Below are 22,267 nucleotides of genomic sequence, written 5' to 3'. Positions count from 1 at the left end.
GGCGGGCGCGGCGTCAGGGCTGGGAGGCGCGCCCGCCTCGCGGTTCGAGGGCGTGTGTCAGCAGCAGCGGCTCTGGGGGTGGGTCTCCCGGTGGAGCGTGCGCAGCGCCTCGTACTCCCGTCGGGTCGGCACGGGGGCGAGCGGGTGGTGGCGCCGGTGCCGCTCGCAGTAGCGGTCGTACTCCGCCTCCCCGGTCAGCTCGCGCAGGTACCAGCGCACGGCCCGCGCCCACCGCGGCATGCTCATGGTCGGGCTCCCACCAGGGGCTCCGCCGCCTGCTCGGGCACGTCGATGCGGGATTCGGTGTACGGCGCCTCGGTCGTCGGCAGCGGTACGGGGGAACGTACGGCCCGGACACAGACCACCGCCGCGTTGCCGATCACCACGGCGACCAGCAGCAGGAACAGCGCGATCAGGACGCCGTCGACGGTGGAGTTGGTGACCACGGTGTGCATGTCGTCGAGGGTCTTGGCGGGCGGCAGGACCTGGCCGGCGTCGAGGGCGTCGGAGTAGCGCGTGCGCTGGGCGAAGAACCCGATGCGGGGATCGTCGGAGAAGATCTTCTGCCACCCGGCGGTGAAGGTGATGGCGACCACCCAGGCCAGGGGGACGCCGGTCACCCAGGCCCAGCGCAGCCGTCCGGACTTGATCAGGACCGTCGTGCAGACGGTGAGGGCGACCGCGGCGAGCAGCTGGTTGGCGATGCCGAAGAGCGGGAACAGCTGGTTGATTCCGCCCAGGGGGTCGGTGGCGCCGGAGTGGAGAAAGTAGCCCCAGGCGGCCACGACGAGTCCGCTGCACAGCCAGATGCCCGGCTTCCAGTTGACCCGGCCGATGGGCTTCCAGACGTTGCCGAGCATGTCCTGGAGCATGAAGCGCCCGACCCGGGTGCCGGCGTCGACCGTGGTCAGGATGAACAACGCCTCGAACATGATCGCGAAGTGGTACCAGAAGGCCTTCAGCGCGGTGCCGCCGAAGACGCCCGAGAAGATCTCCGACATGCCGACGGCGAGGGTCGGGGCGCCACCGGAGCGGGCGATGAGAGTCTGCTCCTCCACCGCCTTGGCCGCATGCGTCAGCTGGTCGGGGGTGATGGTGAAGCCGAGCCCGGCCACGGCGTGGGAGGCGGATTCGGCTGTGGTGCCGAGCAGACCCGCGGGTGCGTTCATCGCGTAGTACAGGCCCGGTTCCAGGGTGGCCGCGGCGATCAGCGCCATGATCGCGACGAAGGACTCCATCAGCATGGCGCCGTAGCCGATCAGCCGGACCTGGGACTCCTTCTGGATCAGCTTCGGGGTGGTGCCCGAAGCGACCAGGGAGTGGAAGCCGGAAAGCGCGCCGCACGCGATGGTGATGAAGAGGAAGGGGAAGAGGGCGCCGGCGAAGACCGGGCCCGCGCCCGAGGAGGCGAAGTCGCTGACCGAGTCCGCGCGCAGGACGGGCGCGGCGACCACGACCCCGACCGCGAGCAGCGCGATGGTGCCGATCTTCATGAAGGTGGAGAGATAGTCGCGCGGGGCGAGCAGCATCCAGACCGGCAGTACGGAGGCGACGAAGCCGTATCCGATCAGGCAGAAGACCAGGGTCGTGGGGCTGAGCGTGAAGGCGTCCGCCAGCGAGGACTTCTCGATCCAGCCGCCGCCGACGATGGCAAGCAGGAGCAGCGCCACACCGATCACACTGGCCTCCACCACCCGGCCCGGGCGCAGGATGTGCAGCCACAGGCCCATGAACAGGGCGATGGGGATGGTCATGGCCACCGAGAAGGTGCCCCACGGGGAGTGGGCGAGGGCGTTGACGACGACCAGGGCCAGCACACCGAGCAGGATGATCATGATGGCGAAGACCGCGATCAGGGCCGCCGCGCCACCGGCCCGGCCGATCTCGTCACGGGCCATCTGCCCGAGCGACGTGCCGTCCCGCCGCATCGACAGGAACAGCACCACCATGTCCTGAACCGCCCCGGCGAAGATCACCCCGGCCACGATCCACAAGGTGCCGGGCAGATAGCCCATCTGTGCCGCGAGCACCGGACCCACCAGCGGTCCGGCGCCGGCGATCGCGGCGAAGTGGTGGCCGAGCAGCACCCGGCGGTCGGTGGGCTGGAAGTCGACGCCGTCCTCCAGCCGTTCGGCGGGGGTGGCTCGGCGGTCGTCCGGCTTCAGAACCCGGCGGACGATGAAGCGGGAGTAGAAGCGGTAGGCGATGGCGTACGAGCCGAGGGCGGCGACGACCAGCCAGACCGCGGAGATCCTCTCGCCGCGGGCCAGGGCCAGGACGCCCCAGCCGACGGCGCCGAGCAGGGCGACGGCGGTCCACAGCAGGACGGCACGCGGGGTCGTACGAGACCGTGCGGGCGACGGGCCCGCCGGCGCCGGGAGGCCGGATTCGGGCAGGGCGGATGTGGGCATGGCGGCTCCTCACCTCGGGGGTGATGCGGTGAAAGGCGGTGCGGTGAAAGGCAGTGCGGTGAAAGAGGCACGGCCGGCAGCTGGGCCGGATCAGGGATCGTCGCGTTCGTGCCTGGTCAGTGCGTACGCGGCGAGCAGGCACAGCCCGCAGCCCGGCACCCAGGCGAGTTGGTACCAGTAGAAGAACGGCGTCCCCGCGAGCCGTGGGCTCGCACCGGCGTACCAGGGGACCCACAGCAGGCCTGCGGCGGGCGCGAGAAGCAGGACGGCGATGGCGACGTGTCGTAGCCGGTGACGAACGGTGGGTGCCATGACCTGCTCTCCTCTCCCCCTCGCTGTCGGTCTGTGCAAGAGTTGCGCACCCGCCGGAAGTGGTTGACAGGGAATTTCCAGAAGATTTCCCGCCGGTTTTCCGTCATCCGAATGCGCCGTCCGCGCAACTAACCGGTGAGGCTCAGGCACACCAAGGACGGTGACCGATGGCGGATGGCGCCATGACCGCGACGTTTCTCGCCGTGATCGGCGGGGCGTCGCTGCTGGCCGTCACCGCACGGCGGCTGCGCCCGAGCGACCGGCTGCCGTCCCTGGAGGGCTGGGCACTGGCCGACCGGAGCCTGGGCCCCGTGTGGACCTGGCTGCTGCTCGGGGGCACGATCTTCACCGCGTACACGTTCACCGCCGTGCCGGGACTGGCGTACGGCAACGGCGCGCCCGCCTTCTTCGCGGTGCCGTACACCGTGGTCGTCTGCCCGCTCGCCTTCGTCCTGCTGACCCGGCTGTGGAGCGTGGCCCGCCGCCACGGCTATGTCACCGCGGCCGACTTCGTGCGCGGTCGCTACGGTTCGCCGCCGCTGGCCCTGGTCGTGGCGCTGACCGGGATCCTCGCGACGATGCCCTATCTGGCGCTGCAGCTCCTCGGTATACGCGCGGTGTTGACCGCCGGTGGTGTCTATCCGCGCGGCGCGACGGGCGACCTGGTGATGGTGGCGCTGTTCGCGGGCCTCGCGGTGGCGACGTACCGGCACGGGCTGCGCGCACCCGCCGTCATCTCCGCGCTCAAGGCAGTGGCCGTCTTCGTCTCGCTCACCGCCGTCACCTGGCTGGTCCTGGACCGGCTCGGCGGTCCCGGCGCGGTCTTCGACCGCGCGGCGGTGCGGCTCGGCGGTACGGACACGGCGCACTCCGCTCTCCTCCTCTCCCCGGCCCAGCAGCCCGCGTACGCCACCCTCGCACTGGGCTCGGCACTCGCCCTGCTGATGTACCCGCATGTCCTCACCGCCGGTTTCGCCGCCGACGGCCCGCGCACTCTGCGCAAGGTCTCCGTGGCGCTGCCCGCCTGGACGGGACTGCTCGCGCTCTTCGGTTTCCTCGGTATCGCGGCGCTCGCCGCGGGGGTGCGCGCCCCGGAAGGCGGCGCCGAGGCCGCGGTGCCGATGCTGGTCGACCGATTGATGCCGGCGCCGCTGGCCGGGCTGGTGTTCGCCGCGATCACCGTGGGGGCGCTGGTCCCGGCCGCCGTGATGTCGATCGCGGCCGCCACCAGCTTCGTACGCAACGTATACGTCGAGTACGTGCATCCGACGGCCACACCCAAGCGGCAGGTACGCATCGCCAAGGCGGTCTCGCTCACCGCGAAGGTGGGGGCGGTCGCGTTCGTGTTCGGGCTGCGCGACCAGGACGCCATCAACCTCCAACTGCTGGGCGGGGTGTGGATCCTGCAGATCTTCCCGGCCGTGGCGGTCGGACTGTTCACCGGTCGGCTGCACCCTCGGGCGCTGCTGGCCGGATGGGGCGTGGGCATGGCCGCCGGGACGTTTCTCGTGGTGCGCGAGGGCTTCTCCTCCGTCGTGCCGCTCGGTGTCGGCGGGCAGCCACTGGAGATCTACGCGGGGCTGGCCGCCCTGTTGCTGAATCTGACCGTCGCCGTGGCCGGCACCGCGGCCCTCGAACGCCTCGGGGTCCCGCGCGGCGCCGACGTCACCGATCTACCGTCCCGCCTGACCGTCAGGCGGCGCCCCGAGACGGGAGCGAGCAACCCGTGAGACCCAGACAGCAGATGGCCGTACCGGTGCCGCAGGTGGCTGCGGCCGACACCGAGCCGCTGATCCCCCAGCCCTCGGCCGCGGCCGAGGCCCTGACGCCCAAGGTGAGCGATCCGGCGGACCTGGAGCGGGAGGCCGCCCTCGCCCGTCTCTTCGAAACCCATTACGCCTCGATGCTGCGCCTCGCCGCCCTGCTCGGCGCCGACGACCCGGAGAACCTGGTGGCCGAGGCCTACTACCAGATCTACCGGAAGTGGCGGCGGCTGCGGGATGTCGAGGCCGCGGAGGCGTATCTGCGCTCCACCGTGTGCAATCTGACCCGGATGCGCATACGGCACCTCCAGGTCGCCCGAAAGCACGTGGAGAACCCGCCGGACGACAACGTCGCCTCCGCGGAGAGCACCGCGCTCCTCCATGACGACCAGCGCGTACTGATCGACGCGCTCCAGCAACTGCCGCCCCGGCAGCGCGAGGCACTCGTCCTGCGGCACTGGCTCGGGCTGAAGGAGAGCGAGATCGCCGCCGCGATGGGTATCTCCTGCGGATCGGTCAAGACACACACCGCGCGCGGCATCGCCGCCCTGACCCAAGCGATGGAGGCCCGGCGATGAACGACACCAGTCCGGACCGGACGGACAACGACCACGCGGAGCAGAGCCGGACCGAGAAGGAGCTGAGCGAGGCGCTGGAGGCGCTGGCCGGCGGGGTGCGTGCCGCCCCCGACGCCTATCGCACGGCGCGCGGCGAGTGGCTGCGCCGCGAGCGCCGGCGACGGCTCGTCCTCGCCGTCCTGATCGCGGTCGTCTTCACCCTGGCCACCCTCATCGGCCTATGGGTTCTCAACCAGACCCCGTCCGACCCCCACGTCATCTTCTCCGGTGCACCGGGCACGGCCGCATCCGGCGGCATCCCGGCCGCCTCGGGCTGAACACGGCGCACTTCAGCCGTGTGTGCGGTGCCGCGGCAGGGTGACCACGTCACACTCCCCTCGCACCACGCCCTGGCCGGCCCGGTCGCTCATGCGCCGGGTCGCCGAAATGCCCCGGGACGCGGGCGTCAGCGCTGCACCCGTCCGCGGGCGGCGAGCACGGCCAGACCGAACAGGACGGGCTCGGACAACCGGCTCCCCATCTCGATCCACATGCCCCCCTGCGTCAGGTCCTGGCCACTGCTGCGGAACACCACCGAGTTGACGACCACGCGCCCCGCCCGCTCCAGACGGGCGGCGCTGAAGCGGTCCGGGACTTCTTTGGGAACCTTTCTGCCCGATGCGTTGGGCGTCAGCACCACCTCTCCGCCGCCGGCCGGAACCTGGCCTGTCATGCTCGAAGTCATCGGCGCTGCGGGCAGTCCGTACAGCATGAGCAGCAGCACGGTCGCCCCCATCGCGGCCAGCAGGGCGCCGAGTGCCCTCGAGGCCCGCAGCCCGTACCCGGACAGCAGCCAATAGGCGTGCAGCAGGGCCCGCTCGCCGCGCGGGGTGTCCTTGTTGTGGCGGCGCATCTCCATCTCGCCGTAGTAGAAGTCGGCGGCCCCGGGCTCGTTCTTGGTGTCTTCCAGCGCCTTGCGCAACTGGCGGTAGACGATGGCGACGTCGTCGGCGGAGGGGCTCTGCGCCGGGTCGGGGTGCCCGAGTCCGGTGGCCCATCCGTCGGTGTCCACGTCGGTGCGGTTCTCACCGGGCAGTGCCCGCCAGTACTGCTCCTCGACGACCACCCGGCGGCGGCTCCACCAGCGGACGGGGAACCAGGTGTTGCCGTGGCGGCGCAGCCCGGGCGGGGGAGCACCGTACCCGCAGCGCCCCGCCAGACCGATCTGGTCGAGGTTGTACGCCCCCGAGAACTCACAGCGCGACAGATCGACGTCGGTCAGGACCAGATGGGCGGCGTTGACACCGGACAGCCGCAACAGATGGACGTCGACACTGCCCTCCTCACGCGGCATCTCCTGCTCGAGTTGGCGCGGGCCGGCCATGAACGGCATCGCCTCGTACGCCAGGGTCACCGGTTCCGCGAATACCGCATCCCTCAACGACACGGCCGCGTACCGCAGTTGGAAGGCCGCGGGGGACTCGCACCGCACCCGGTTCATGTCCAGTCTCCTGGCCGCGATGCCTATGCGGAGCGGAGTCCTGAACACGGCTCCACGCATCCACAGTTCGTCCGCGCACACCACCGGTCCGCGCCACTCGCTCTCGAACACCGCCCCCGCGAACACCGCCCGGCCCCGGAACCGCGCTCCGGAGAAGCCTGCCGACTTGGCGAAGTGTGCCTCCGAGAAGTCCGCGCTCGTGTCGTCCTGCCTCCGGAACCAGGCTTCGGTGAACCGCACGCTGCCCGAGAAGCGCGCGGAAGGAAAAGCGGCGACTCCCTCGAACCACGCCTGCGAGAACTCTGCGACGGACGCGCACGACACCCCGTCGAAGAACGCGTCCGCCGCGAACCACGCGGCCACAAAGCGGACTTCGCGGTGAAAGCGCACTTCCCGCAGGTAGGCCGTCCCCGCGAACCGGGCCGCGTCGAAGCCCGCGTAGTCGGCGAAATCGGCGCCGGTGAAGTGCGCTTCGCCCGCGAAGAACGCCCCTTCGAAGTAGGCCGGTCCGGTGAAGCGAAGGCCCGAGCAGCGCACTCCCGCCGGAAACCGGGCCGTGTCGAACCGGGCCGTCCCGAAGCGCGCGTCCACCGCGGTCGTCAGCGACTGCCAGAGCTCTTGCGTGAAGTGCACCCCGCGGAAGTCCACATCCGCGCCCGGAGCAAGCGACTCCAGAGCGTCCCGCTGTTCCGACTCCTCCAGATGACGCAGGCAGTGGCCGCTCCCCGGCATCGTGACGGCTGTGCATTCCGCCCGGGTGCACTCAGGCCAGACTCGGTTCATCGTCCAGCCATACAGCGGAGGCTGGGCTTCGGCAAGGTCGCCGCCGTACCGGCACCGACCCGGCCGACGGAGTCTCGGCATGCCGCCGCCGGCACGTTGGGCCTGACGCGGCGGCAGCACCGAGGTGGATCAACGGGCAGGGTCGAGAAGGATCTTGCGGACGCCGTCGGCGCGGCTGCTGAAGAGTTCGTATGCCGCGGGGCCCTCGGAGAGGGCGAAGCGGTGGGAGACCACGACCTCCGGCGTGATCCGGCCGGCCTGGGTGAGGGCGATCAGGGCAGGGAGCTCGTAGTGGATCGAGCACAGCCCGATGGCGAACTCCAGCTCCTTGACCTGCGCCAATCCCATGTGGAAGGGGAAGGCCTTGTTCTGGCTGACCCCGATGACACTGACCCGGCCGGCCTGACGGACAGCTTTGAGGGCGAGTTCGATGGTGGCGTCCGAGCCCACAGCCTCCACCACGGCGTCCGGTCCCCGTCCTGCGGTCATCTCCCGTATGGCCGTCCGTGCGTCCTCACCCTCGACCGGCTCGACGCCAAGGGTGGCGGCGAAGGCCCGTCGCTCCGCGACCAGGTCCGCGCCGAGGACACGGGCGGCGCCCATCGCGAAGGCGGACTGGGCGGCCATGAGCCCGACCGGGCCGAGGCCGATGACCAGGACGGTCTCGCCCGGCTGGATGCGGGCGCGGCGGCAGCCGTACCAGGCCGTGGGGGCGTTGTCCGTGAGGACCACGGCGGCCTCGTCGGAGATGCTCTCGGGCAGGTGCACCAGGTTGACGTCCGCGTGGGGGACGGCCAAGGCCTGGGCCTGACTGCCCGGGAGCTGCGGGCTCACGCCGTAGCAGAGGTCCGTCGGCTTCTTGGCGCGCTCGCAGCGGGCGGTGAACCCGGCCGCGCACGTCCGGCACAGGGTGCAGCCGACCGAGGCGGGAACCAGGACCCGGTCGCCGGGCTTGAAGCGAGTGACCTGGTCGCCCGTCTCGACGACCACGCCGACGCACTCGTGTCCCGGGGTGTAGCCCAGTTCCGGGCTGAACGGATTGCCCCCGTAGATGTGCAGGTCGCTGCCGCAGATGCCGGCCGTGGTGACCTGGACAACCGCGTCGGTCGGGGTGGTGACGGCCGGGTCGGGGACATCCTCGTAGCGAATGTCGTGGCGGCCCTGGTAGGTCAGCGCCTTCACCGGTTTTCTCCCTCCTCGCTGACCTGCTCCTCCGCGACCTTGAGCACCAACTTGCCGTGGTTCTCACCGCGGAACAGCCGCATGAGCGTCTCGGGGAACGCCGCCACACCACCGGAGACCACGTCCTCGAGCGACTTCAGCCGCCCCTTCGCCCGCCACGTGGCCAGCTGTGCGATGCCCTCGGCATAGCGGTCGGCGTAGTCGAACACCACCATGCCCGTCATGGTGGCGCGGTTCACCAACAGTGACATGTAGTTGGCGGGGCCCTTCGGCTCGGTGCTGTTGTACTGGGAGACAGCACCGCAGATGACGACGCGGGCACCTCGCGCCAGCCGGAGCAGCACGGCGTCCAGGACGTCGCCGCCGACGTTGTCGAAGTACACATCGACGCCGTCGGGGGCGTGTTCGCGCAGCGCCTTGCGGACGTCCTCGGTCTGGTAGTCGATCGCGGCGTCGAACCCCAACTCCTCGACCAGCAACCGGCACTTGCGCTCGCCGCCGGCGATGCCTACGACCCGGCAGCCCAAGATCTTGGCGATCTGGCCGACGACGCTGCCGACCGCCCCGGCCGCTCCGGAGACCACGACGGTCTGGCCGGGCTCGGGACGTCCGATGTCGATCAGACCGAAGTACGCAGTCAGGCCCGACATGCCGAGCGTGCCCAGGTAGGTCGACAGGGGCGCCGCCGCCGGGTCGGCCTTGGTGACGTCGCGCCCGTCCGACAGGCAGTACTCCTGCACGCCGAAAGCGCCCGACACATGGTCGCCGACCGCGAAGCCAGGATGCCGGGAGGCGATCACCCGTCCCACGGCGCCGGCACGCATCACTTCGCCGACCTCCACCGGGCGGATGTAGGACCTGCCCGCATTCATCCAGCCGCGCATCGCCGGGTCGATCGACAGGTAGAGCACCTGCACCAGGAGTTCCCCGTCGCCCGGCTCACCGACGGGCTCCTCGACGTGCTGCCAGTCAGTGTCACGCGGCTCGCCCACGGGACGTGCGGCCAGGCGCACCTGGTGGTTGATTCTGGTCATGTCCGGCGGCTCCTGCAGTCGGCGGTGAAGGGGGTCGGCGGGCACAGCCGGCATGCTGCTCTTCGCCGCGTATCGACGCCCCCGGCATACCGTCCAGTCGGTACGACGTCGTGAGCGTACGGCGCCGTCTCGCCGGGGGCAAGAGAGTCCGGGTGCGACGCACGACGCGGACCCACGACGGCGACGTCCCGCACCGCGTGCCATCCCGGTGATCGCGTTCTCGGAGACCGCACTGCGGGGCTCGTCCCTCTGCCCTGGACGGTGTTGGGCGTTCTGGTCCTGGTCCATCGCGTTCGTTCCGCGTTCGGCGCCGACGGACGTGGCGCTGGGCCCAGTACTGCAGGCGGATCAGGGCGTGCCGGACCTGCGCGTCGCGGTGGCCGGCGGTGCCGGAAGCTTGTCCGGGAAGGTGCCGGGCTCCCGGTCGTGCGTGATCCTGTAGGGGTGCTGGGTGTGTGTGCCGGTCGGATCCGGGCGTCCTACGCGGCCACGGGCCGCCGGGCGGTACGTGTGACCCTGGTCGCCTCGACCGGCTTCTACCTCTTCCGTTACGGCTTCGACCGCCCCGTTGCGGCAACCTACGCCCTGTTCTCTGCCGTGGCGCTGGGCGGACTGTCCAAGATCCCCGGCACCGGCCGTCAGCGCGCCGCGCTGACGGTGCGCCTGATTCCGGTGTGCTGGCTGCTGGTGGTTGTCGGCACCTATCTGTCGGTGCGGACCTGGAGCGCCGTCGTCGGCATGCTCATGGTCGGCTTCACGCTGGCCTTCTCCGCCGTGGGCGGTCCACGTCCGGCGGGGGCGGCGCCAGGCCTGCAACTCCTCTACATCCTGCCGTCCTTCCCCCCGTACGATCCCGGTTCGCTCGGCGACCGGCTGATCGGGACGACCACAGGGCTGCTCCTGTTCATCGCCGCCGAGGCGCTGATCCTTCCCGAGCCCACCCCGCCGCCCTACCGGGAGCGCGCCGCCCACGCCGCGCAGACCGCCGCCCGCTGCGCGACGCTCCTCGCCACGCCCCCGTACGCCCTGAACGACGCGGACATCCGGACGGCGCGTGATGCCGGGCGGATGCTGAGGTCCTTGACCGTGCCGGAGGCGGAACGCCCCGCGGGGCCGGGGGTGCGCGACCGAGCCCTCGCCCACACCGGACTGACCACCCGCGCCCTGCTCAGCCGACTGGGACAACTTCCCGCCGAGCCGGGAAACGATCCGGGCCCCGACGTGACCGCCGTACTGCATGCGGTGGCGCGACTGGCCACGGCGACCGCAACCTGCCTGAGGGCGGGGCCGTCGCCCGCGGCACCGTACAAGGAGCTGGTCACAGCACGCGCACACCTGTCGGCTCTCTCGGCGGGCCCCGCCCCCTCCCCCGCCAGGACTTCCGAGTCCGTCCCCGCCGACGGGGCCGCTCCCACGCCCCCCTTCCCGCCTGTCGTCCTGCGCCGGCACGCCGCCGTGCTGGAGATCGCCGACGCGGCGCTCGCCATGGCGACGGCGGCAGATCTGTCGGTACGAGGCCGCCGGGCCTCGCCCGAGGTGTCGCAGAGTCGCTTCTGGTACGCCACGACCTGGGCCCCGTGCCTGTGGTGGCACCGGCTGCGCGGCCATGCCGGGCGCCGCTCGGTGTTCTTCCAGAACGCCGTGCGCATCGCCCTGGCCCTGACGGCGGCCAGGCTCGTGGCCGGGGTGGACACGCTGCCCCACGGGTTCTGGGCCATGCTGGCGACCCTCACCCTGACCCGGACCACCATGGACGAAACCTGGAACACTATCCGGCTGGCGCTCGCGGGCACCCTGGCCGGAGCTCTGGTGACCGCGGGGGTGCTGTCCCTGGCGGGGACCCACACCGCGGTGTACGCCGCCGTACTGCCGGTGTGGATGCTGTTCGCCTTCACGGTGGGGCCGGTCAGAGGAGTCGGCTGGGCACAGGGCCTGTTCACCGTGCTCGTGGCCCTGGTCTTCGCCCAGCTGGCGCCGCCGACGTGGCGACTGGCGGAGGTCCGGCTGCTGGACGTGCTGGTCGGCAGTGCGATCGGCGCGGTCTTCGGTCTGCTGGCCTGGCCCCGGGGGGCCCACGACGAGCTGCGCAACGCGGCGGCGGAACTCCTGCGTAGGGCAGCCGAGATCGTGGTGGCGACCGGTGCATCGGTGGCGGGAGGCGGGGCAGTGGCCACGCCGTCCGGGGGCCCCGGCCACCGGTCGCTCCAGCAAGCGGTCATCCTCGCGGAGTCCGCGTACGCTCAGTTCCAGAGCGAGCCGACACCCTTCGGAGGAAGGGGGAGGGTCACGGCGCTGCCCGGAGTGGACTGGCAGGCGACGCTGATGGCCGGTCATCACACCCTGTGGGGGTCGGAGCGGCTGCTGGAGCCGCCGCTCGCCGGGTTGGGACCAGCGGCGGCCGAGTCGGTCAGCGGGCTCGGGGACCGGGTGTGCGGGCGTATGTTGCTGGTCTCGGCGGCGCTGGATCCCGGGGGCGACACCCCGACCGCGCCGGTGCCGCTGATCGACCCGGCCCTCGCGGGGTTCGCCATCGAGCCACCCGGCGCACCGCGGTTGTACTACGCGACCCTGTCGTGGCTGGCCTCCCTGATGACCGATCTGGCACGGGTCGCGCGCGGCGGGCCCGGACCCGAGCACGGCAAAACGACCACTGTGCAGCACGGCAGACTCTGAGCGGATCAGCCGGCAGCACGGTCGAAGCACATGCTCCGTCACCGACTCCTCGCGCGGGCTCCCCCGACTTGGCCCGCCGCCGTTCACCCAACCCCTGGGGGCGGCCTGTCGCTTCGACTGTTCTCGGCGGCCGTCACCGGCCGCCCGCGAGCGGCGCGCACCGCTGTTCCAGCGGCTCGGACTCCGGCGGCCACTCCCCCAGCAGAGCTTGGACTCCGGCCTCACACCCGATCAACGTATGTGTACCACCGGTCCTTTGGCGGTGCGGTGGCGCGTCGAGCGGGTGCCGAGCCAGGCACCGGTCCCGAAGTGCTGTGCACCGCGGTGGCAAAGTGCCGGCTCGGCTACCGGACCTCCGTCCACGGGCGGACGGTCATGCCTGCTTCGTCCCGCAGAACGGGCACCGGGCGCTGTTCGCCTTCATCATGAGTGTGGGAAGGGTGCCATGGAGGATTTGTTCGCGGGGCAGCGTGAGGTTGAAGTGCTCCTCGACGGCGCCGAGGCACGCCCGATGGGTCCTGCGCCGGTCGTCCCAGCGCTCTTCGGGGTTGTCGAGGGAGAGACCGGCTGCCGTCAGCCTGGCCTCGAGCGCGCGGGCCACGGCCGGGTCTCCGTCGACTCTGCTCGATCCCCACGAGCCGTCGAGGTGCAGGTTGAAGTGGCACAGCGTACGGCCGTCGTGCTCGTAGGCGAAGTAGGGCGGCACGGGCTTGCCGTTCTCCTCCTCGTACCACAGGCGGAACACGTGGGCCCCGCCGCGGGAGACGGGCGGTTGGGACCCGAACTCCGCGTACCAGAAGCCCTGTTGGACCACATAGGCCCACTCGCCCGTCTCGCCGTAGCGGAGAGCGATCGCGTCATGCGTGTCGCCGAACAGCCCCGTCATGACGTCGTCGGCCTGTCCAGCGGTGAGGTCGCCCAGGAAACGTGGTTCTTGGACGTTTCGTCCGAACTTGGTTGCCGCTACGCGCTTGGCGAGTGTGTCGCCGGCGAGGTCTTGAGCGATGACGACGCTGTAGCCGCCCCAGTCGATGGATTTCGGTTCGGCGAGCCAGGTGATTCCCTCGGTCATGACGATCACCTCAGCAGGCCCGGACCACACAGGCTATGGCGGAGGCCACAATTCCGAGAGGCGTTGGATCCGGGCCTGCGCCTCCGGGTGAAGGCATCGGGTCTGAGACAGGCATGCGGTGTCCATTGCACGAATCCATGACACGTCCGGTCGGCTCGCGCCCCCATGCCCTCTGTGGAATCGTGGATATGTTCCGATGCCGGGACGCTCCCTGACATATCCATGCGCGGGAGGTTGCCATGTCCTCGAAGCGACGCAGGAAGAAGAAGGGACGCCGCAAGCACGCCGCGAACCACGGGCGACGGCCGCAGTGCTAGCGCCTGCTGGGAAAGTGCTGGTCGCAGCGACTCGTTGAGGACTGCGACCAGCCCGGTCGCCCCATGGCAGGCGGCAAGCCTGCCGTACCTCGCGGCCACGGCCCGGTGGCGCTCGAGCCGAATGATTCCCGCATTCGACCGCGTGGCGCTCGGCGAGAACGGTATGGAGGACGCTTTCGACCTCACGCCGAACGCCGTCGCTGATCGGGTGACCGTCCTCCTTCGCCAGTTGACCGGCCTGCCGCGGCAGTGCGTTGATCAGCAGGTGCTGTCGGCGGCTGAGCTCGCGCAGCTGGGCCCGTCCAGGTCGTGGTGTGCCTGGCGCAGGGCCTTGCCGAGCTGGAGCATCGGCTCGATCTCGTCGGGCCGTCCGCGTACCAGGAGGTTGGCCGCCCAGGCCGACGAGCTGGGGCGACGCAGTGTGTGGATCTTCTCCGCGAGGGCCCGATCGCCGGCGCTGCGGGCCGCGGCCGCACGGGCATCACGGGCAGCGGTGAAGTCCTCCGGAGGCAGCCCGTCAGCTCGTCCGCGACGGCGTCCAGGTCCACTGCCGCCCCTCTCCACGCCCGCTCTTTTCACGCCTCACACCATCCGCCCCGTGCTCAAGGCCGGCTACTGATCGTTTCGCGGGACGACGGTTGCGCTTGCCTCGGGCACGGCCGTGACCGTGGCGCAGGCTGGTTGTCGGTCGTCCGGGGCTTCGCCCGCAGCGGTGCCGGTGCCCGCGGAGTCGGCGAGGCCGGCCAAGGCCGGGTCGGCGGCCGTGGCACGTATTGGTCAGCTCTGCCCCAACGGTGCAGGCTGGAGGCGTGGGCTCCCGGCTGAGTCTGGCCGAACTGCGGCAGCCGTGGCAGTCGAGCCACGCGCTGCTGGTGATCCCTCTCGCCCTCATCGTGGTGATCACAACGGCGGACCTGCTGGTTCCGGAAGATGTCCATCTCGGTCCGCTGCTGGTCATCGCACCCGCCATCACGGCGTCATTTGCCGGCCCCCGCCTGACCGCGCTCGTCGGGGCCCTGGCGGTGCTGGCCCAGGCATTCATCGGTTGGCACTTCGGTGCGCTGTTCACCCGGAATGTAATGGTGCAGGTCCTCGCCCTGGCGGTGCTGTCGGCGCTGACCGTGTTCTTCTGCGTGGTGCGCGAGCGGCGCCAGAAAGAGCTGGCCCAGGTGCGCTCGGTCGCCGAGGCCGCACAGCATGTCCTGCTGTGGCCGCTGCCGGAGGAGATCGGCCCGCTGCGGGTTGCCTGCCTCTACCTGGCTGCGGAAGACGAGGCTCAGATCGGTGGCGACCTGTACGCGGCCACCCGCATCGACGGCGGGACCCGCGTGATGATCGGCGATGTACGGGGCAAGGGCCTGGACGCCATTGGAGAAGCCGCCCTCCTGCTCGGCGCCTTCCGCGAGGCCGCCCACAAACACCTCGCCCTTCCCGAACTTGCCGCCGCCCTGGAACAGAGCGTCGACCGCTATCTGGACGACTTCGAGCCGGAGGAGGAGGCCGGGGAACGGTTCGTGACCGCGTTGCTGATGGAGATCCCCGACGAGGACCCCATCACCCGGATGTCCAGCTGCGGCCATCCTCCGCCGCTGCTGCTCAGCCACGGGGACGCCGTCACCGTTCCCGTGCACCCCACACCCCCGCTGGGAGTCGGCCGGACAGCGCTGACGGACTTCACCGTAGATGTTTTCTCCTTCGAGACCGGGGACACTCTCCTGCTGTACACCGACGGCGTCATCGAAGCCCGCGGTCCAGGCGGCCGCTTCTACCCGCTCACGGAACGGGCCGCCCAATGGACCGACCACAGCCCGGAGTCTCTCCTGCACCACATCAGGCGCGATCTCCTCACCCACGGCGGCGGACGCCTCGGTGACGACGCCGCTCTGATCGCGGTCCGCCGCACGTCTGCCGTGCACCCGAGCCACCCGGCACACAAGGGTCATCCACGCCGACGGGTTCTGCACCGCTCGGAGTCCGAGCGGTCCTCACACTGATCCGCACTGCCCGTCCGTTCGGGGCCCGACTCGGTCACCCGCATGGGGTGATGCTCCCGCCAACCGACGTTCCAGGTGGGCGTTTTCGAAACAGTCCGCGCATCCTCACCTCAGCATCTGTCGCGACCTCGGCATCTGTCGCGCTCCTCGCCCACGTGCCGCTCCGTGCCCCAGCGCTTACGGGATCTCCTGTTCGGCCCAGATGACCTTCCCTCCAGCCGTGTACCGGGCACCCCAGCGATGGGCGAGCTGGGCTACGAGAAACAGGCCACGGCCGCCTTCGTCCATGCTCCGGGCATGCCTCAGCCGAGGAGCGGTGCTGCTGGCATCGGCGACCTCACAGGTCAAGCGAGAGTTCCGAAGCAGTCGCAGCCGTACGGGCGGTGAGGCGTAACGGATCGCGTTGGTGACCAGCTCGCTCACGATGAGCTCCGTCGTCATGGCCAATTCCTCCAGGCCCCAGGCTGCCACCTGGCGAGTCGCCCGGGCTCGGACATCAGCGACGGCGGCCGGGTCCGAGGGCACATCCCACGAAACGACATGGTCGGCCCCCAGAGCGTGCGTGCGCGCCAGGAGGAGGGCGATGTCGTCGGGTTGAGGCACGGGCATGAGCTGCTCCACGGCGGACGCGCACAGTGATTCAAGGTCGGAGTCGGACCGGGACAGCGCTTCGCAGAGACGGGACATGCCCGGGTCCATGCCGCGGTCGGCTCCCTGGACGAGGCCGTCGGTGTAGAGACCGAAGAGGCTGTTCTCGGCGAGCTCGATCTCCGTGGCTTCGAACGCGAACCCTCCCAGCCCGAGCGGAGGCCCAGCGGGAAGCTCTGGGTAGTGGGCGTGCCCGTCGGGGGCGACGACGACAGGGGGCGGATGCCCGGCCCGGGCCATCGTGCAACGTCTCGTGACCGGATCGTAGACGGCGTAGAGGCAGGTCGCTCCCAGGAAAGCCGTGCAGGCCTGGTTGCCCGCCTCGCGGTCGGTCTCCTCCTCGCTCAGCCGAAGCACGAGGTCGTCGAGGTGGGCCAGCAATTCATCGGGCGGCATGTCCATGGCGGCCAGGGTCTGAACCGCAGTGCGCAGCCGGCCCATGCTCGCGGCCGCGGTGATGCCGTGGCCGACCATATCGCCGATGACAAGGCCCACACGGGCGCCGGACAGAGGGATCACGTCGAACCAGTCGCCGCCGACCCCGCCCGTCTCGTCCGCCGGCAGATAACAGGAGGCAACCTCCAGCGCTGTTCCACCTGTCAGGGCGTGAGGCAGCAGACTGCGCTGAAGGGTGACAGCTGCCGTGTGTTCCCGGCTGTAGCGGCGGGCGTTGTCGACGCACAACGCTGCGCGTGCCACCAACTCTCGGGCCAAGAGGACATCGTCGGGTTGGAAAGAGACCGGATTGAGCGAACGCGCGAACGTGGTGAGGCCCAGGGCAGTGTTCCGTGCCCGCATCGGCACGGAGATGAGGGAGTGCAGTCCGAACTCGCGCATGCTTTCCACCCGGGCAGGCTGTTCGGCAACCCACAGGTCGTCGTCCGGGTCAAGCACCGGGATGAAGATCGGGTCCCCGTTGATGAGCAGGTTCACGTCGTGCGGCGGGGGGAGGAAGTCGACCTTGGCCCCGATCGGCGCCACGGCCTCCGGGCAGCCCTCACGCACTGAGCTCATTCCGGCCCGGCGCATCATCGGCTTGGCGCGGGCCGGTCCGGCATCGGTCAACCAGGTGCCATGCCCCTCGGTGCTGAGGACCGGCTCCAGCAGATCGACGATGACGAAGTCCGCGAAGCGCGGGACGGCGAAGTCGGCCAGTTCCTGGGCCGTCCGCATCACGTCCAGCGACCCGCCGATGTTACTCCCGGCCTCATTGACCAGCGACAAGAGGCGGCGGGCATTCCACCGCTCGGTGACATCCAGGACCATGTAGCAGACCCCGGTGACGGAGTTGTCGGCGTCCACCAAGGGGAAGAAGGAAGTGGAGTAGGCGTGTTGGCGCTGGGGATCGGCCCAACTCCATCCCACGTACTCGTAGTCGGTGACGGGGATTCCGGTCGCCAGCACCTTACGCATCAGGCCTTCGATGGTGTCCGCCTGCAGCCCCGGCAGCAGTTCGCTCAGACGCCGGCCCAATCGCTGCTTACGGGGCACACCGCCCAGGCGTTCCAGGGTGTCGTTCAGCCAGATGTAGCGCAGTTGCAGATCCATCACCGCCATGCCCACCGGCGAGCGAGTCAGGAAGCCGTCGAGGATGGACTGGCCCACCGGCCATTGCGGCTTCTGCTCCCGTCCCGAGATCAGAAAGCACTCGTCTCCGCCGAGGCGGAAGGACGCGGACACCCGCAGGTCGACTTCGATGCGGCCGCCGTCGCGATGCCGTACGGGGATGAAACCGCTCCATCCCATTCCCGCGCGGCACCGCTCCGCGATGCGGGCCACACGCACCGGATCCCCGGGCACCGCCGGCAGACGCGCGACGGAGCCGCCGACGACCTCTTCGGCGGGGTAACCGAGAAGCGCTTGGGCGCCCTTGGTCCAGCCGACCACGATGCCGTCTGCGGAGACCACCGCTGCCGCCTCGACTGACGCATCGAAGAGATCGCGCGGTGCTGAGGAACTGGGCCCGTCGGAACCATTGCGCACAGAAGCCATCGTTTCCATCCCTTACACCTGCCATGTTCCTGCTTGCCCGCCCGATGTGCACGGTCTGGGCGCGTGGCGGCCGAGGCGTCCCCGGCGGGCCCCCGACCGACGCCTACCGTGCTTCCAGGCGCGCGCAGGGACCTGGGACCCGCTCGAGGTGATCCGGGTCGTTGCGCCTGCCTCATGACGGCAGGCGCAACGGGAGCGACTCGCGTTCCGCGGGGGTGCCGCATGACGCGGCCGGAGCGCGCCCCGACGGAGTGACTACGTAACGTGACGATTCGGCGGGCGACGTCTCCCGCAGCCGCTTACGTTGGGCGGGCAAGCGATCTCACCCCCCAAAGGAGGAACCATGGCCGGCAAAGGCGGCATGGACAAGGCTAAGGGCAAGGCCAAGGAGATGAAGGGCAAGGTCACGGGCGACCGCGAGACGGAGATCGAGGGCAAGCTCGACCAGGCGCGCGGCGAAGCCAAGAAGGCCAGCGGCAAGGCCCAAGAGCGCATCCAGGACACCGAGCGCTCCATCAAGCGCGACCGCACCTGAGCATGCGTGGTGAGGGGGGTCCCGTAGTCGTGGGACCCCCCTCACCAGCAGGCGGTCCAGTACGCGCCACCCGCCCACGAGGGGCCGGCATCGACGCCGCCGACGGCGACGTGCTCCCAGTTGCCGCGCCCCGGAGACAGGCGCACGGTGAACAAGGAAGTGCACGGTGAACAAGGAAGTGGCGGTCCTGGACGGTCCGCGGTCCCGGCGTCTTGGAGAGGACGGCGATTCCGATGGCGAAGAGCACTACGAAGGTGCAGCAGATCAGAGGCAAGATGAAGGAGACCCTCGGCAAGGCCCTGGGGGACAAATCCATGCAGCGGTCCGGCCGCGGAGAACAGGTGCGCGCCAAGGCACACGAGGTGACCGAAAAGATGTCCCAGCAGCTCCACAAGCGGACCGGGCACTGACGCCCTGGCACAGGGCCGGCCCGGCGCGTCGTCCGGGGGCTGCCGCCGTCAGTGCCTCAACTGCGTCGGACGCACGTGATCGCGGAGCGGTTCGAGCGCCGCGGCCACGGCCGTCCGACATAGGGCTTCTCTGACGTCGGCACCCTCGGTGTCCGGCTCGTCGACGACCGCGCCGGTCGGCCCCCACACGGCGACGAAGAGCATTCCGATCTCCTGGCCGTCCTGAGTGGCCCGACCGGCGACGCCGATCGTGGTGCAAGGCGCGCGGCGCCTGACGGACGCCTCGTACGGCCTCCGGGCGGCCACAGGGCGTGGACAGCGCCGTGGGAGGCCGGCAACCCACGTTCCACGCCCAGCACCGAGGCCTTGACTTCGGTGGCGTAGGCAATCACCCCACCGCGGAAGGTTTGCGAGGCTCCGGGCGCGGCCGCCAGTGTGGCGCCGCGGAGGCCCGCCGTGAGCGACTCGGCCACCGCAACGGTGTGCCCGGCCCCTGCCATGCCGGGGCCGCGTGCAGTTGGCGCGCCAGCAACTCCACGCGGGTCAGGCCACGGTCCCCGTCCGCAGAGCCGGGGCCACGGTCCTCGTCCGCAGAGCCGGCGGGGGAACGGTTGCCGTCCACCATCACATGGTGCGGGCCGTACCGACGTCTCGCCTGCTGAAGCCGGTTCCCAGGGCTTGTTGATGCTGCCCCATCGCCACCAACACCCCGGCACGCAACGAGCAGTGGAGGAATTGGACCCATGGCTCTTCAGCATCCCGCCGACCGTGGGGGACACAAGCGCGGCACGTTCGAACGGCTTGCGGGGTCCGTGTCGAACTTCACCAGTTCAGCGGCATTCTTCGTGTTCTGCCTCGGGCTCGTCGCGCTGACACTCGCCGTCCATGTCGCCGGACTCGGGTCGGCGTGGCTACTCCTCGCGGGCGATGCCATGACAGCGGTCACACTGCTGCTTCTTGCACTGCTGAAGAACTCGGAACTGCGCGCCGAGCGGGCTATCCAACGCAAGCTGGATGCCCTCGCCGCCGCCCTGCTCGAAGCGCAGGAAGGAGAGCCTGGGAAGGCACACAGGGACCTCAAATCGGTGATCCGATTGGAGGACGAGATCTGACTGACCGGGCCACCGGCCAACTCGCGGGGTACGTCATGCCGAGCGTTCGCTCATCGCTCCGCTGCGGCCGCGTCAGCCCTCTTCGTCGTACTCCTCGTCGTCGTACTCCTCTTCGTCCTCGGGCCCCTGTTCCTCGTCCTCTTCCTCGTCCTCTTCTTCGACCTGGTCTTCGACCTGGTCTTCGTCGGGGCCCTCCTCGTCGTACTCCTCCTCCCCCTCGTATTCACCTGCCGCTTCTTCCTCTTCGAGGGCTTCCTCGTGGCTCTGGACCACCTCGCCGTCGCGGATTTCTCCGCGCCAGCCCTCGACTTCCCCATCAGCGAATGTGACGTACCGCTGGAAATTCTTGAAGTCCAGCCTCAGGCGGCGTCCTTGGGCACGCCACAGGTTGCCGGTCTTTTCGAAGAAGCCCGAGGGGTAGTACTCAACGACCAGCACCAGGCGCGTCAGGTTGGGTGTGAGTTCATGGAAGCTGACGCAGCCGCGAGTAGTACCCTTCGCGCCCTCGGAGGACCAGACGACCCGCTCGTCGGGTATTTGCTCCTGAACGGTTGCCTTCCAACCGCGAGTCGAGGGGCCGACCTTCACCTTCCAGTCGCTGGTGGTCTCGTCGTTCCGGGAGACACTCCGTACCCCTTTGGTGAAGCTGCTGAACTCCTCGTACTGGGTCCAGTGGTTGTAAGCCATGCGGATCGGCACACCCACATCCAGGACTTCAACGATGTTCATCACCTTGGTGCTGCCGGCCTTGCCGCGCCCTCCCCTGCCCAACACGTTCTGGACCTTGCCCACCACGCTGTCTTTGAGGCCCTTGGCCGTCTCGCCGACGAACGCTTTCAAGGGGGAGTCGCCTTGGAGAATGCGTCCGCCGATGCGGGGAAGAGGTCCGCCGTTCTCGGCGACGTCGAGGAGTTGGTCGGTGACATCCCCCAGCTTCTCCCCAGCTCTGTCGACGAGATGCTCCACCTGAGCAGCGACGTAGTCGGCGAGCTCATCGCGCAGGAGTTCCAGACCGGAACCATCTGCGCGGTGGGTGTCACGTTCTGTGCTGGCCATGACCTACCTCCGCCGCGCGGCAGTCTTCTTGGTGGTCGTCTTCCTCGCCGGGGCTGCCTTCTTGGACGGGGCCCTCTTCGCGGCCGCCCTCTTGGCCGTTGTCTTCTTCGCTGCCGTCTTCTTCGCTGCCGCCTTCTTCGCCGGGGGCGGAGACTTCTTCGCGGTCTTCTTCGCGGTCTTCTTCGCCGGCGCCGCCTTCTTGGCGGCAGCTCGCTTGGTCGCGGGCCTTCGTGCCGCGGCCTTCTTCACCGGCGCCCGCTTCCTGGCGGGAGCGGTCTTCTTGGCAGCCCTCTTACGAGGAGCAGGTTTGGCCGCGCGCTTCCGGGCTCTCGCCGCGGCACGGCGACGCCGTGACGGTTCTTCCTCGGCCTCTTCCTCTTCCTCGGGCTCTTCCTCGGCCTCTTCCTCGGGCTCTTCCTCGGCCTCTTCCTCGGCCTCTTCCTCGAGCTCCTCCTCCGGCTCTTCCTCCTCCTCGCCTTCCTCAGGCTCTTCCTCGCCCTCTTCGTATTCGTCCTGCTCCTCGCCAATGCGCAGCGTGCGCTCGTGGAGGGAATCGGCGAGATCGGCGAGGCGCCGATCGGCGGTGGCGGCCAGGGCCTTGCGTCCGGCGTCCAGTAGCTCGCCTCGCACCTGCTCGTTCAGCTCGGCGACCCCTGGAACGTCGCCGATCTTCCGCAGGCCTGTCGTCACCAGCTGCTGCGGATCGAGCCCAACACGGCGACCGGCTACGTAAGTTGCCACGGCAAAGGCGAGACGGCCTTTCTTCGCACGCCCGAGCACATAGCCGGCTGCAATGGCGGCGGCAAAGCCGATCTTGGTCATGTCATTCATGAGCCGGTTCCCTTCGGAAAGGGCAGGTGAACACGCCCGAACCCGGGCCAACACCCCCTGCCCAAACCGCGATTGACACACAAG

21 protein-coding genes and 1 pseudogene are annotated in these 22,267 nt (G+C 69.8%); 9 read left to right on the top strand and 13 right to left on the bottom strand.

The genetic code is table 11. The features are described from left to right. Positions 1-57: 57 nt before the first annotated feature. From IEY95_RS33115 to IEY95_RS33105, 3 genes are all read right to left on the bottom strand, one after another. Positions 58-246, bottom strand: coding sequence for a YbdD/YjiX family protein (locus tag IEY95_RS33115; RefSeq protein ID WP_189189866.1), 189 nt, complete (start codon positions 244-246; stop codon positions 58-60). Then, positions 243-2,411, bottom strand: a complete 2,169-nt coding sequence (locus tag IEY95_RS33110; RefSeq protein WP_229703526.1) for a carbon starvation CstA family protein — start codon at positions 2,409-2,411, stop codon at positions 243-245. Before IEY95_RS33110 ends, IEY95_RS33115 begins: the two co-directional genes overlap by 4 nt. Positions 2,412-2,501: 90 nt before the next feature. Then, complete coding sequence (locus IEY95_RS33105) at positions 2,502-2,723, bottom strand: DUF3311 domain-containing protein (RefSeq protein ID WP_189189865.1); 222 nt, start codon at positions 2,721-2,723, stop codon at positions 2,502-2,504. A 167-nt stretch (positions 2,724-2,890) separates the two neighbouring features. Here IEY95_RS33105 and IEY95_RS33100 point away from each other — a divergent pair, with 167 nt between their 5' ends. The 3 genes from IEY95_RS33100 to IEY95_RS33090 are packed head-to-tail and all read left to right on the top strand — an operon-like array spanning position 2,891 to position 5,381. Then, a complete protein-coding gene (locus IEY95_RS33100) occupies positions 2,891-4,453 on the top strand; it encodes a sodium:solute symporter family protein (RefSeq protein ID WP_189189864.1) in 1,563 nt (520 codons plus the stop codon). 14 nt (positions 4,454-4,467) lie between these two features. Further along, positions 4,468-5,064, top strand: coding sequence for a SigE family RNA polymerase sigma factor (locus IEY95_RS33095; protein WP_373294593.1), 597 nt, complete (start codon positions 4,468-4,470; stop codon positions 5,062-5,064). Next, positions 5,061-5,381 (top strand): hypothetical protein, encoded by a 321-nt coding sequence (locus IEY95_RS33090; RefSeq protein WP_189189863.1) that lies wholly within the window; start codon positions 5,061-5,063, stop codon positions 5,379-5,381. Before IEY95_RS33095 ends, IEY95_RS33090 begins: the two co-directional genes overlap by 4 nt. A 128-nt stretch (positions 5,382-5,509) precedes the next feature. Here the strand turns inward: IEY95_RS33090 and IEY95_RS33085 are convergent, their stop codons facing one another. From IEY95_RS33085 to IEY95_RS33075, 3 genes are all read right to left on the bottom strand, one after another. Further along, entirely contained in the window at positions 5,510-7,276 is a 1,767-nt protein-coding gene (locus IEY95_RS33085) for a pentapeptide repeat-containing protein (protein ID WP_189189862.1), read from the bottom strand. Positions 7,277-7,456: 180 nt separating this feature from the next. After that, positions 7,457-8,509 (bottom strand): alcohol dehydrogenase catalytic domain-containing protein, encoded by a 1,053-nt coding sequence (locus IEY95_RS33080; RefSeq protein WP_189189861.1) that lies wholly within the window; start codon positions 8,507-8,509, stop codon positions 7,457-7,459. Beyond that, positions 8,506-9,543 carry an NADP-dependent oxidoreductase gene (locus tag IEY95_RS33075; RefSeq protein WP_189189860.1) on the bottom strand — a complete coding sequence of 346 codons (1,038 nt, stop codon included), beginning with the start codon at positions 9,541-9,543 and terminating at the stop codon, positions 8,506-8,508. The genes IEY95_RS33080 and IEY95_RS33075 overlap by 4 nt, the downstream gene beginning before the upstream one ends. A 426-nt stretch (positions 9,544-9,969) precedes the next feature. Between IEY95_RS33075 and IEY95_RS33070 the strand changes: the two genes are divergently transcribed. Then, positions 9,970-12,216: an FUSC family protein gene (locus tag IEY95_RS33070; RefSeq protein ID WP_229703524.1), complete on the top strand. Its 2,247-nt coding sequence runs from the start codon at positions 9,970-9,972 to the stop codon at positions 12,214-12,216. A 373-nt stretch (positions 12,217-12,589) separates the two neighbouring features. On the opposite strand, the gene IEY95_RS33065 is transcribed toward IEY95_RS33070, so the two are convergent. Next, positions 12,590-13,288 (bottom strand): hypothetical protein, encoded by a 699-nt coding sequence (locus tag IEY95_RS33065; RefSeq protein WP_189189859.1) that lies wholly within the window; start codon positions 13,286-13,288, stop codon positions 12,590-12,592. A gap of 239 nt (positions 13,289-13,527) precedes the next feature. On the opposite strand from IEY95_RS33065, the gene IEY95_RS51185 reads away from it, so the two are divergent. Next, on the top strand, positions 13,528-13,605 hold the full coding sequence (locus IEY95_RS51185) for a 50S ribosomal protein bL37 (protein WP_465560540.1): 78 nt from the start codon (positions 13,528-13,530) through the stop codon (positions 13,603-13,605). Between the two features lie 258 nt (positions 13,606-13,863). Here the strand turns inward: IEY95_RS51185 and IEY95_RS33060 are convergent, their stop codons facing one another. Further along, entirely contained in the window at positions 13,864-14,184 is a 321-nt protein-coding gene (locus IEY95_RS33060) for a hypothetical protein (protein ID WP_189189858.1), read from the bottom strand. Between the two features lie 230 nt (positions 14,185-14,414). Between IEY95_RS33060 and IEY95_RS33055 the strand changes: the two genes are divergently transcribed. Further along, on the top strand, positions 14,415-15,599 hold the full coding sequence (locus IEY95_RS33055) for a PP2C family protein-serine/threonine phosphatase (protein WP_229703523.1): 1,185 nt from the start codon (positions 14,415-14,417) through the stop codon (positions 15,597-15,599). 177 nt (positions 15,600-15,776) lie between these two features. Here the strand turns inward: IEY95_RS33055 and IEY95_RS33050 are convergent, their stop codons facing one another. Continuing rightward, positions 15,777-18,239: a SpoIIE family protein phosphatase gene (locus IEY95_RS33050; protein ID WP_189189857.1), complete on the bottom strand. Its 2,463-nt coding sequence runs from the start codon at positions 18,237-18,239 to the stop codon at positions 15,777-15,779. Between the two features lie 343 nt (positions 18,240-18,582). Here IEY95_RS33050 and IEY95_RS33045 point away from each other — a divergent pair, with 343 nt between their 5' ends. Both IEY95_RS33045 and IEY95_RS33040 read left to right on the top strand, forming a co-directional pair. After that, positions 18,583-18,774 (top strand): CsbD family protein, encoded by a 192-nt coding sequence (locus IEY95_RS33045; protein WP_189189856.1) that lies wholly within the window; start codon positions 18,583-18,585, stop codon positions 18,772-18,774. Between the two features lie 233 nt (positions 18,775-19,007). Then, complete coding sequence (locus IEY95_RS33040) at positions 19,008-19,184, top strand: CsbD family protein (RefSeq protein ID WP_189189855.1); 177 nt, start codon at positions 19,008-19,010, stop codon at positions 19,182-19,184. 48 nt (positions 19,185-19,232) lie between these two features. Here the strand turns inward: IEY95_RS33040 and IEY95_RS49440 are convergent, their stop codons facing one another. Together IEY95_RS49440 and IEY95_RS49435 are read right to left on the bottom strand one after the other, a co-directional pair. Next, a complete protein-coding gene (locus IEY95_RS49440) occupies positions 19,233-19,388 on the bottom strand; it encodes a hypothetical protein (RefSeq protein ID WP_229703542.1) in 156 nt (51 codons plus the stop codon). Between the two features lie 119 nt (positions 19,389-19,507). Next, positions 19,508-19,684 (bottom strand): annotated as a pseudogene (locus IEY95_RS49435) (CinA family protein); the annotation flags it as partial. A 243-nt stretch (positions 19,685-19,927) separates the two neighbouring features. On the opposite strand from IEY95_RS49435, the gene IEY95_RS33030 reads away from it, so the two are divergent. Next, positions 19,928-20,296: a low affinity iron permease family protein gene (locus IEY95_RS33030; protein WP_189189853.1), complete on the top strand. Its 369-nt coding sequence runs from the start codon at positions 19,928-19,930 to the stop codon at positions 20,294-20,296. Between the two features lie 72 nt (positions 20,297-20,368). On the opposite strand, the gene IEY95_RS33025 is transcribed toward IEY95_RS33030, so the two are convergent. Further along, positions 20,369-21,352: an SRPBCC family protein gene (locus IEY95_RS33025; RefSeq protein WP_189189852.1), complete on the bottom strand. Its 984-nt coding sequence runs from the start codon at positions 21,350-21,352 to the stop codon at positions 20,369-20,371. 3 nt (positions 21,353-21,355) lie between these two features. After that, entirely contained in the window at positions 21,356-22,183 is an 828-nt protein-coding gene (locus tag IEY95_RS33020; protein WP_189189851.1) for a histone protein, read from the bottom strand. Positions 22,184-22,267: the final 84 nt, after the last annotated feature.

The organism is Streptomyces albiflavescens, from assembly GCF_014645835.1.
GTDB classification, from domain to species: Bacteria; Actinomycetota; Actinomycetes; order Streptomycetales; family Streptomycetaceae; genus Streptomyces; species Streptomyces albiflavescens.
This window is presented reverse-complemented; position numbering and strand designations above follow the sequence as displayed.

Coding starts and splice junctions, on each gene's coding strand:
- IEY95_RS33115 (WP_189189866.1), bottom strand. CDS start 246: ATGAGCATGCCGCGGTGGGCGCGGGCCGTGCGCTGGTACCTGCGCGAG.
- IEY95_RS33110 (WP_229703526.1), bottom strand. CDS start 2,411: ATGCCCACATCCGCCCTGCCCGAATCCGGCCTCCCGGCGCCGGCGGGC.
- IEY95_RS33105 (WP_189189865.1), bottom strand. CDS start 2,723: ATGGCACCCACCGTTCGTCACCGGCTACGACACGTCGCCATCGCCGTC.
- IEY95_RS33100 (WP_189189864.1), top strand. CDS start 2,891: ATGGCGGATGGCGCCATGACCGCGACGTTTCTCGCCGTGATCGGCGGG.
- IEY95_RS33095 (WP_373294593.1), top strand. CDS start 4,468: ATGGCCGTACCGGTGCCGCAGGTGGCTGCGGCCGACACCGAGCCGCTG.
- IEY95_RS33090 (WP_189189863.1), top strand. CDS start 5,061: ATGAACGACACCAGTCCGGACCGGACGGACAACGACCACGCGGAGCAG.
- IEY95_RS33085 (WP_189189862.1), bottom strand. CDS start 7,276: ATGCCGGGGAGCGGCCACTGCCTGCGTCATCTGGAGGAGTCGGAACAG.
- IEY95_RS33075 (WP_189189860.1), bottom strand. CDS start 9,543: ATGACCAGAATCAACCACCAGGTGCGCCTGGCCGCACGTCCCGTGGGC.
- IEY95_RS33065 (WP_189189859.1), bottom strand. CDS start 13,288: ATGACCGAGGGAATCACCTGGCTCGCCGAACCGAAATCCATCGACTGG.
- IEY95_RS51185 (WP_465560540.1), top strand. CDS start 13,528: ATGTCCTCGAAGCGACGCAGGAAGAAGAAGGGACGCCGCAAGCACGCC.
- IEY95_RS33050 (WP_189189857.1), bottom strand. CDS start 18,239: ATGGCTTCTGTGCGCAATGGTTCCGACGGGCCCAGTTCCTCAGCACCG.
- IEY95_RS33045 (WP_189189856.1), top strand. CDS start 18,583: ATGGCCGGCAAAGGCGGCATGGACAAGGCTAAGGGCAAGGCCAAGGAG.
- IEY95_RS33040 (WP_189189855.1), top strand. CDS start 19,008: ATGGCGAAGAGCACTACGAAGGTGCAGCAGATCAGAGGCAAGATGAAG.
- IEY95_RS49440 (WP_229703542.1), bottom strand. CDS start 19,388: ATGCTCTTCGTCGCCGTGTGGGGGCCGACCGGCGCGGTCGTCGACGAG.
- IEY95_RS33030 (WP_189189853.1), top strand. CDS start 19,928: ATGGCTCTTCAGCATCCCGCCGACCGTGGGGGACACAAGCGCGGCACG.
- IEY95_RS33025 (WP_189189852.1), bottom strand. CDS start 21,352: ATGGCCAGCACAGAACGTGACACCCACCGCGCAGATGGTTCCGGTCTG.
- IEY95_RS33020 (WP_189189851.1), bottom strand. CDS start 22,183: ATGAATGACATGACCAAGATCGGCTTTGCCGCCGCCATTGCAGCCGGC.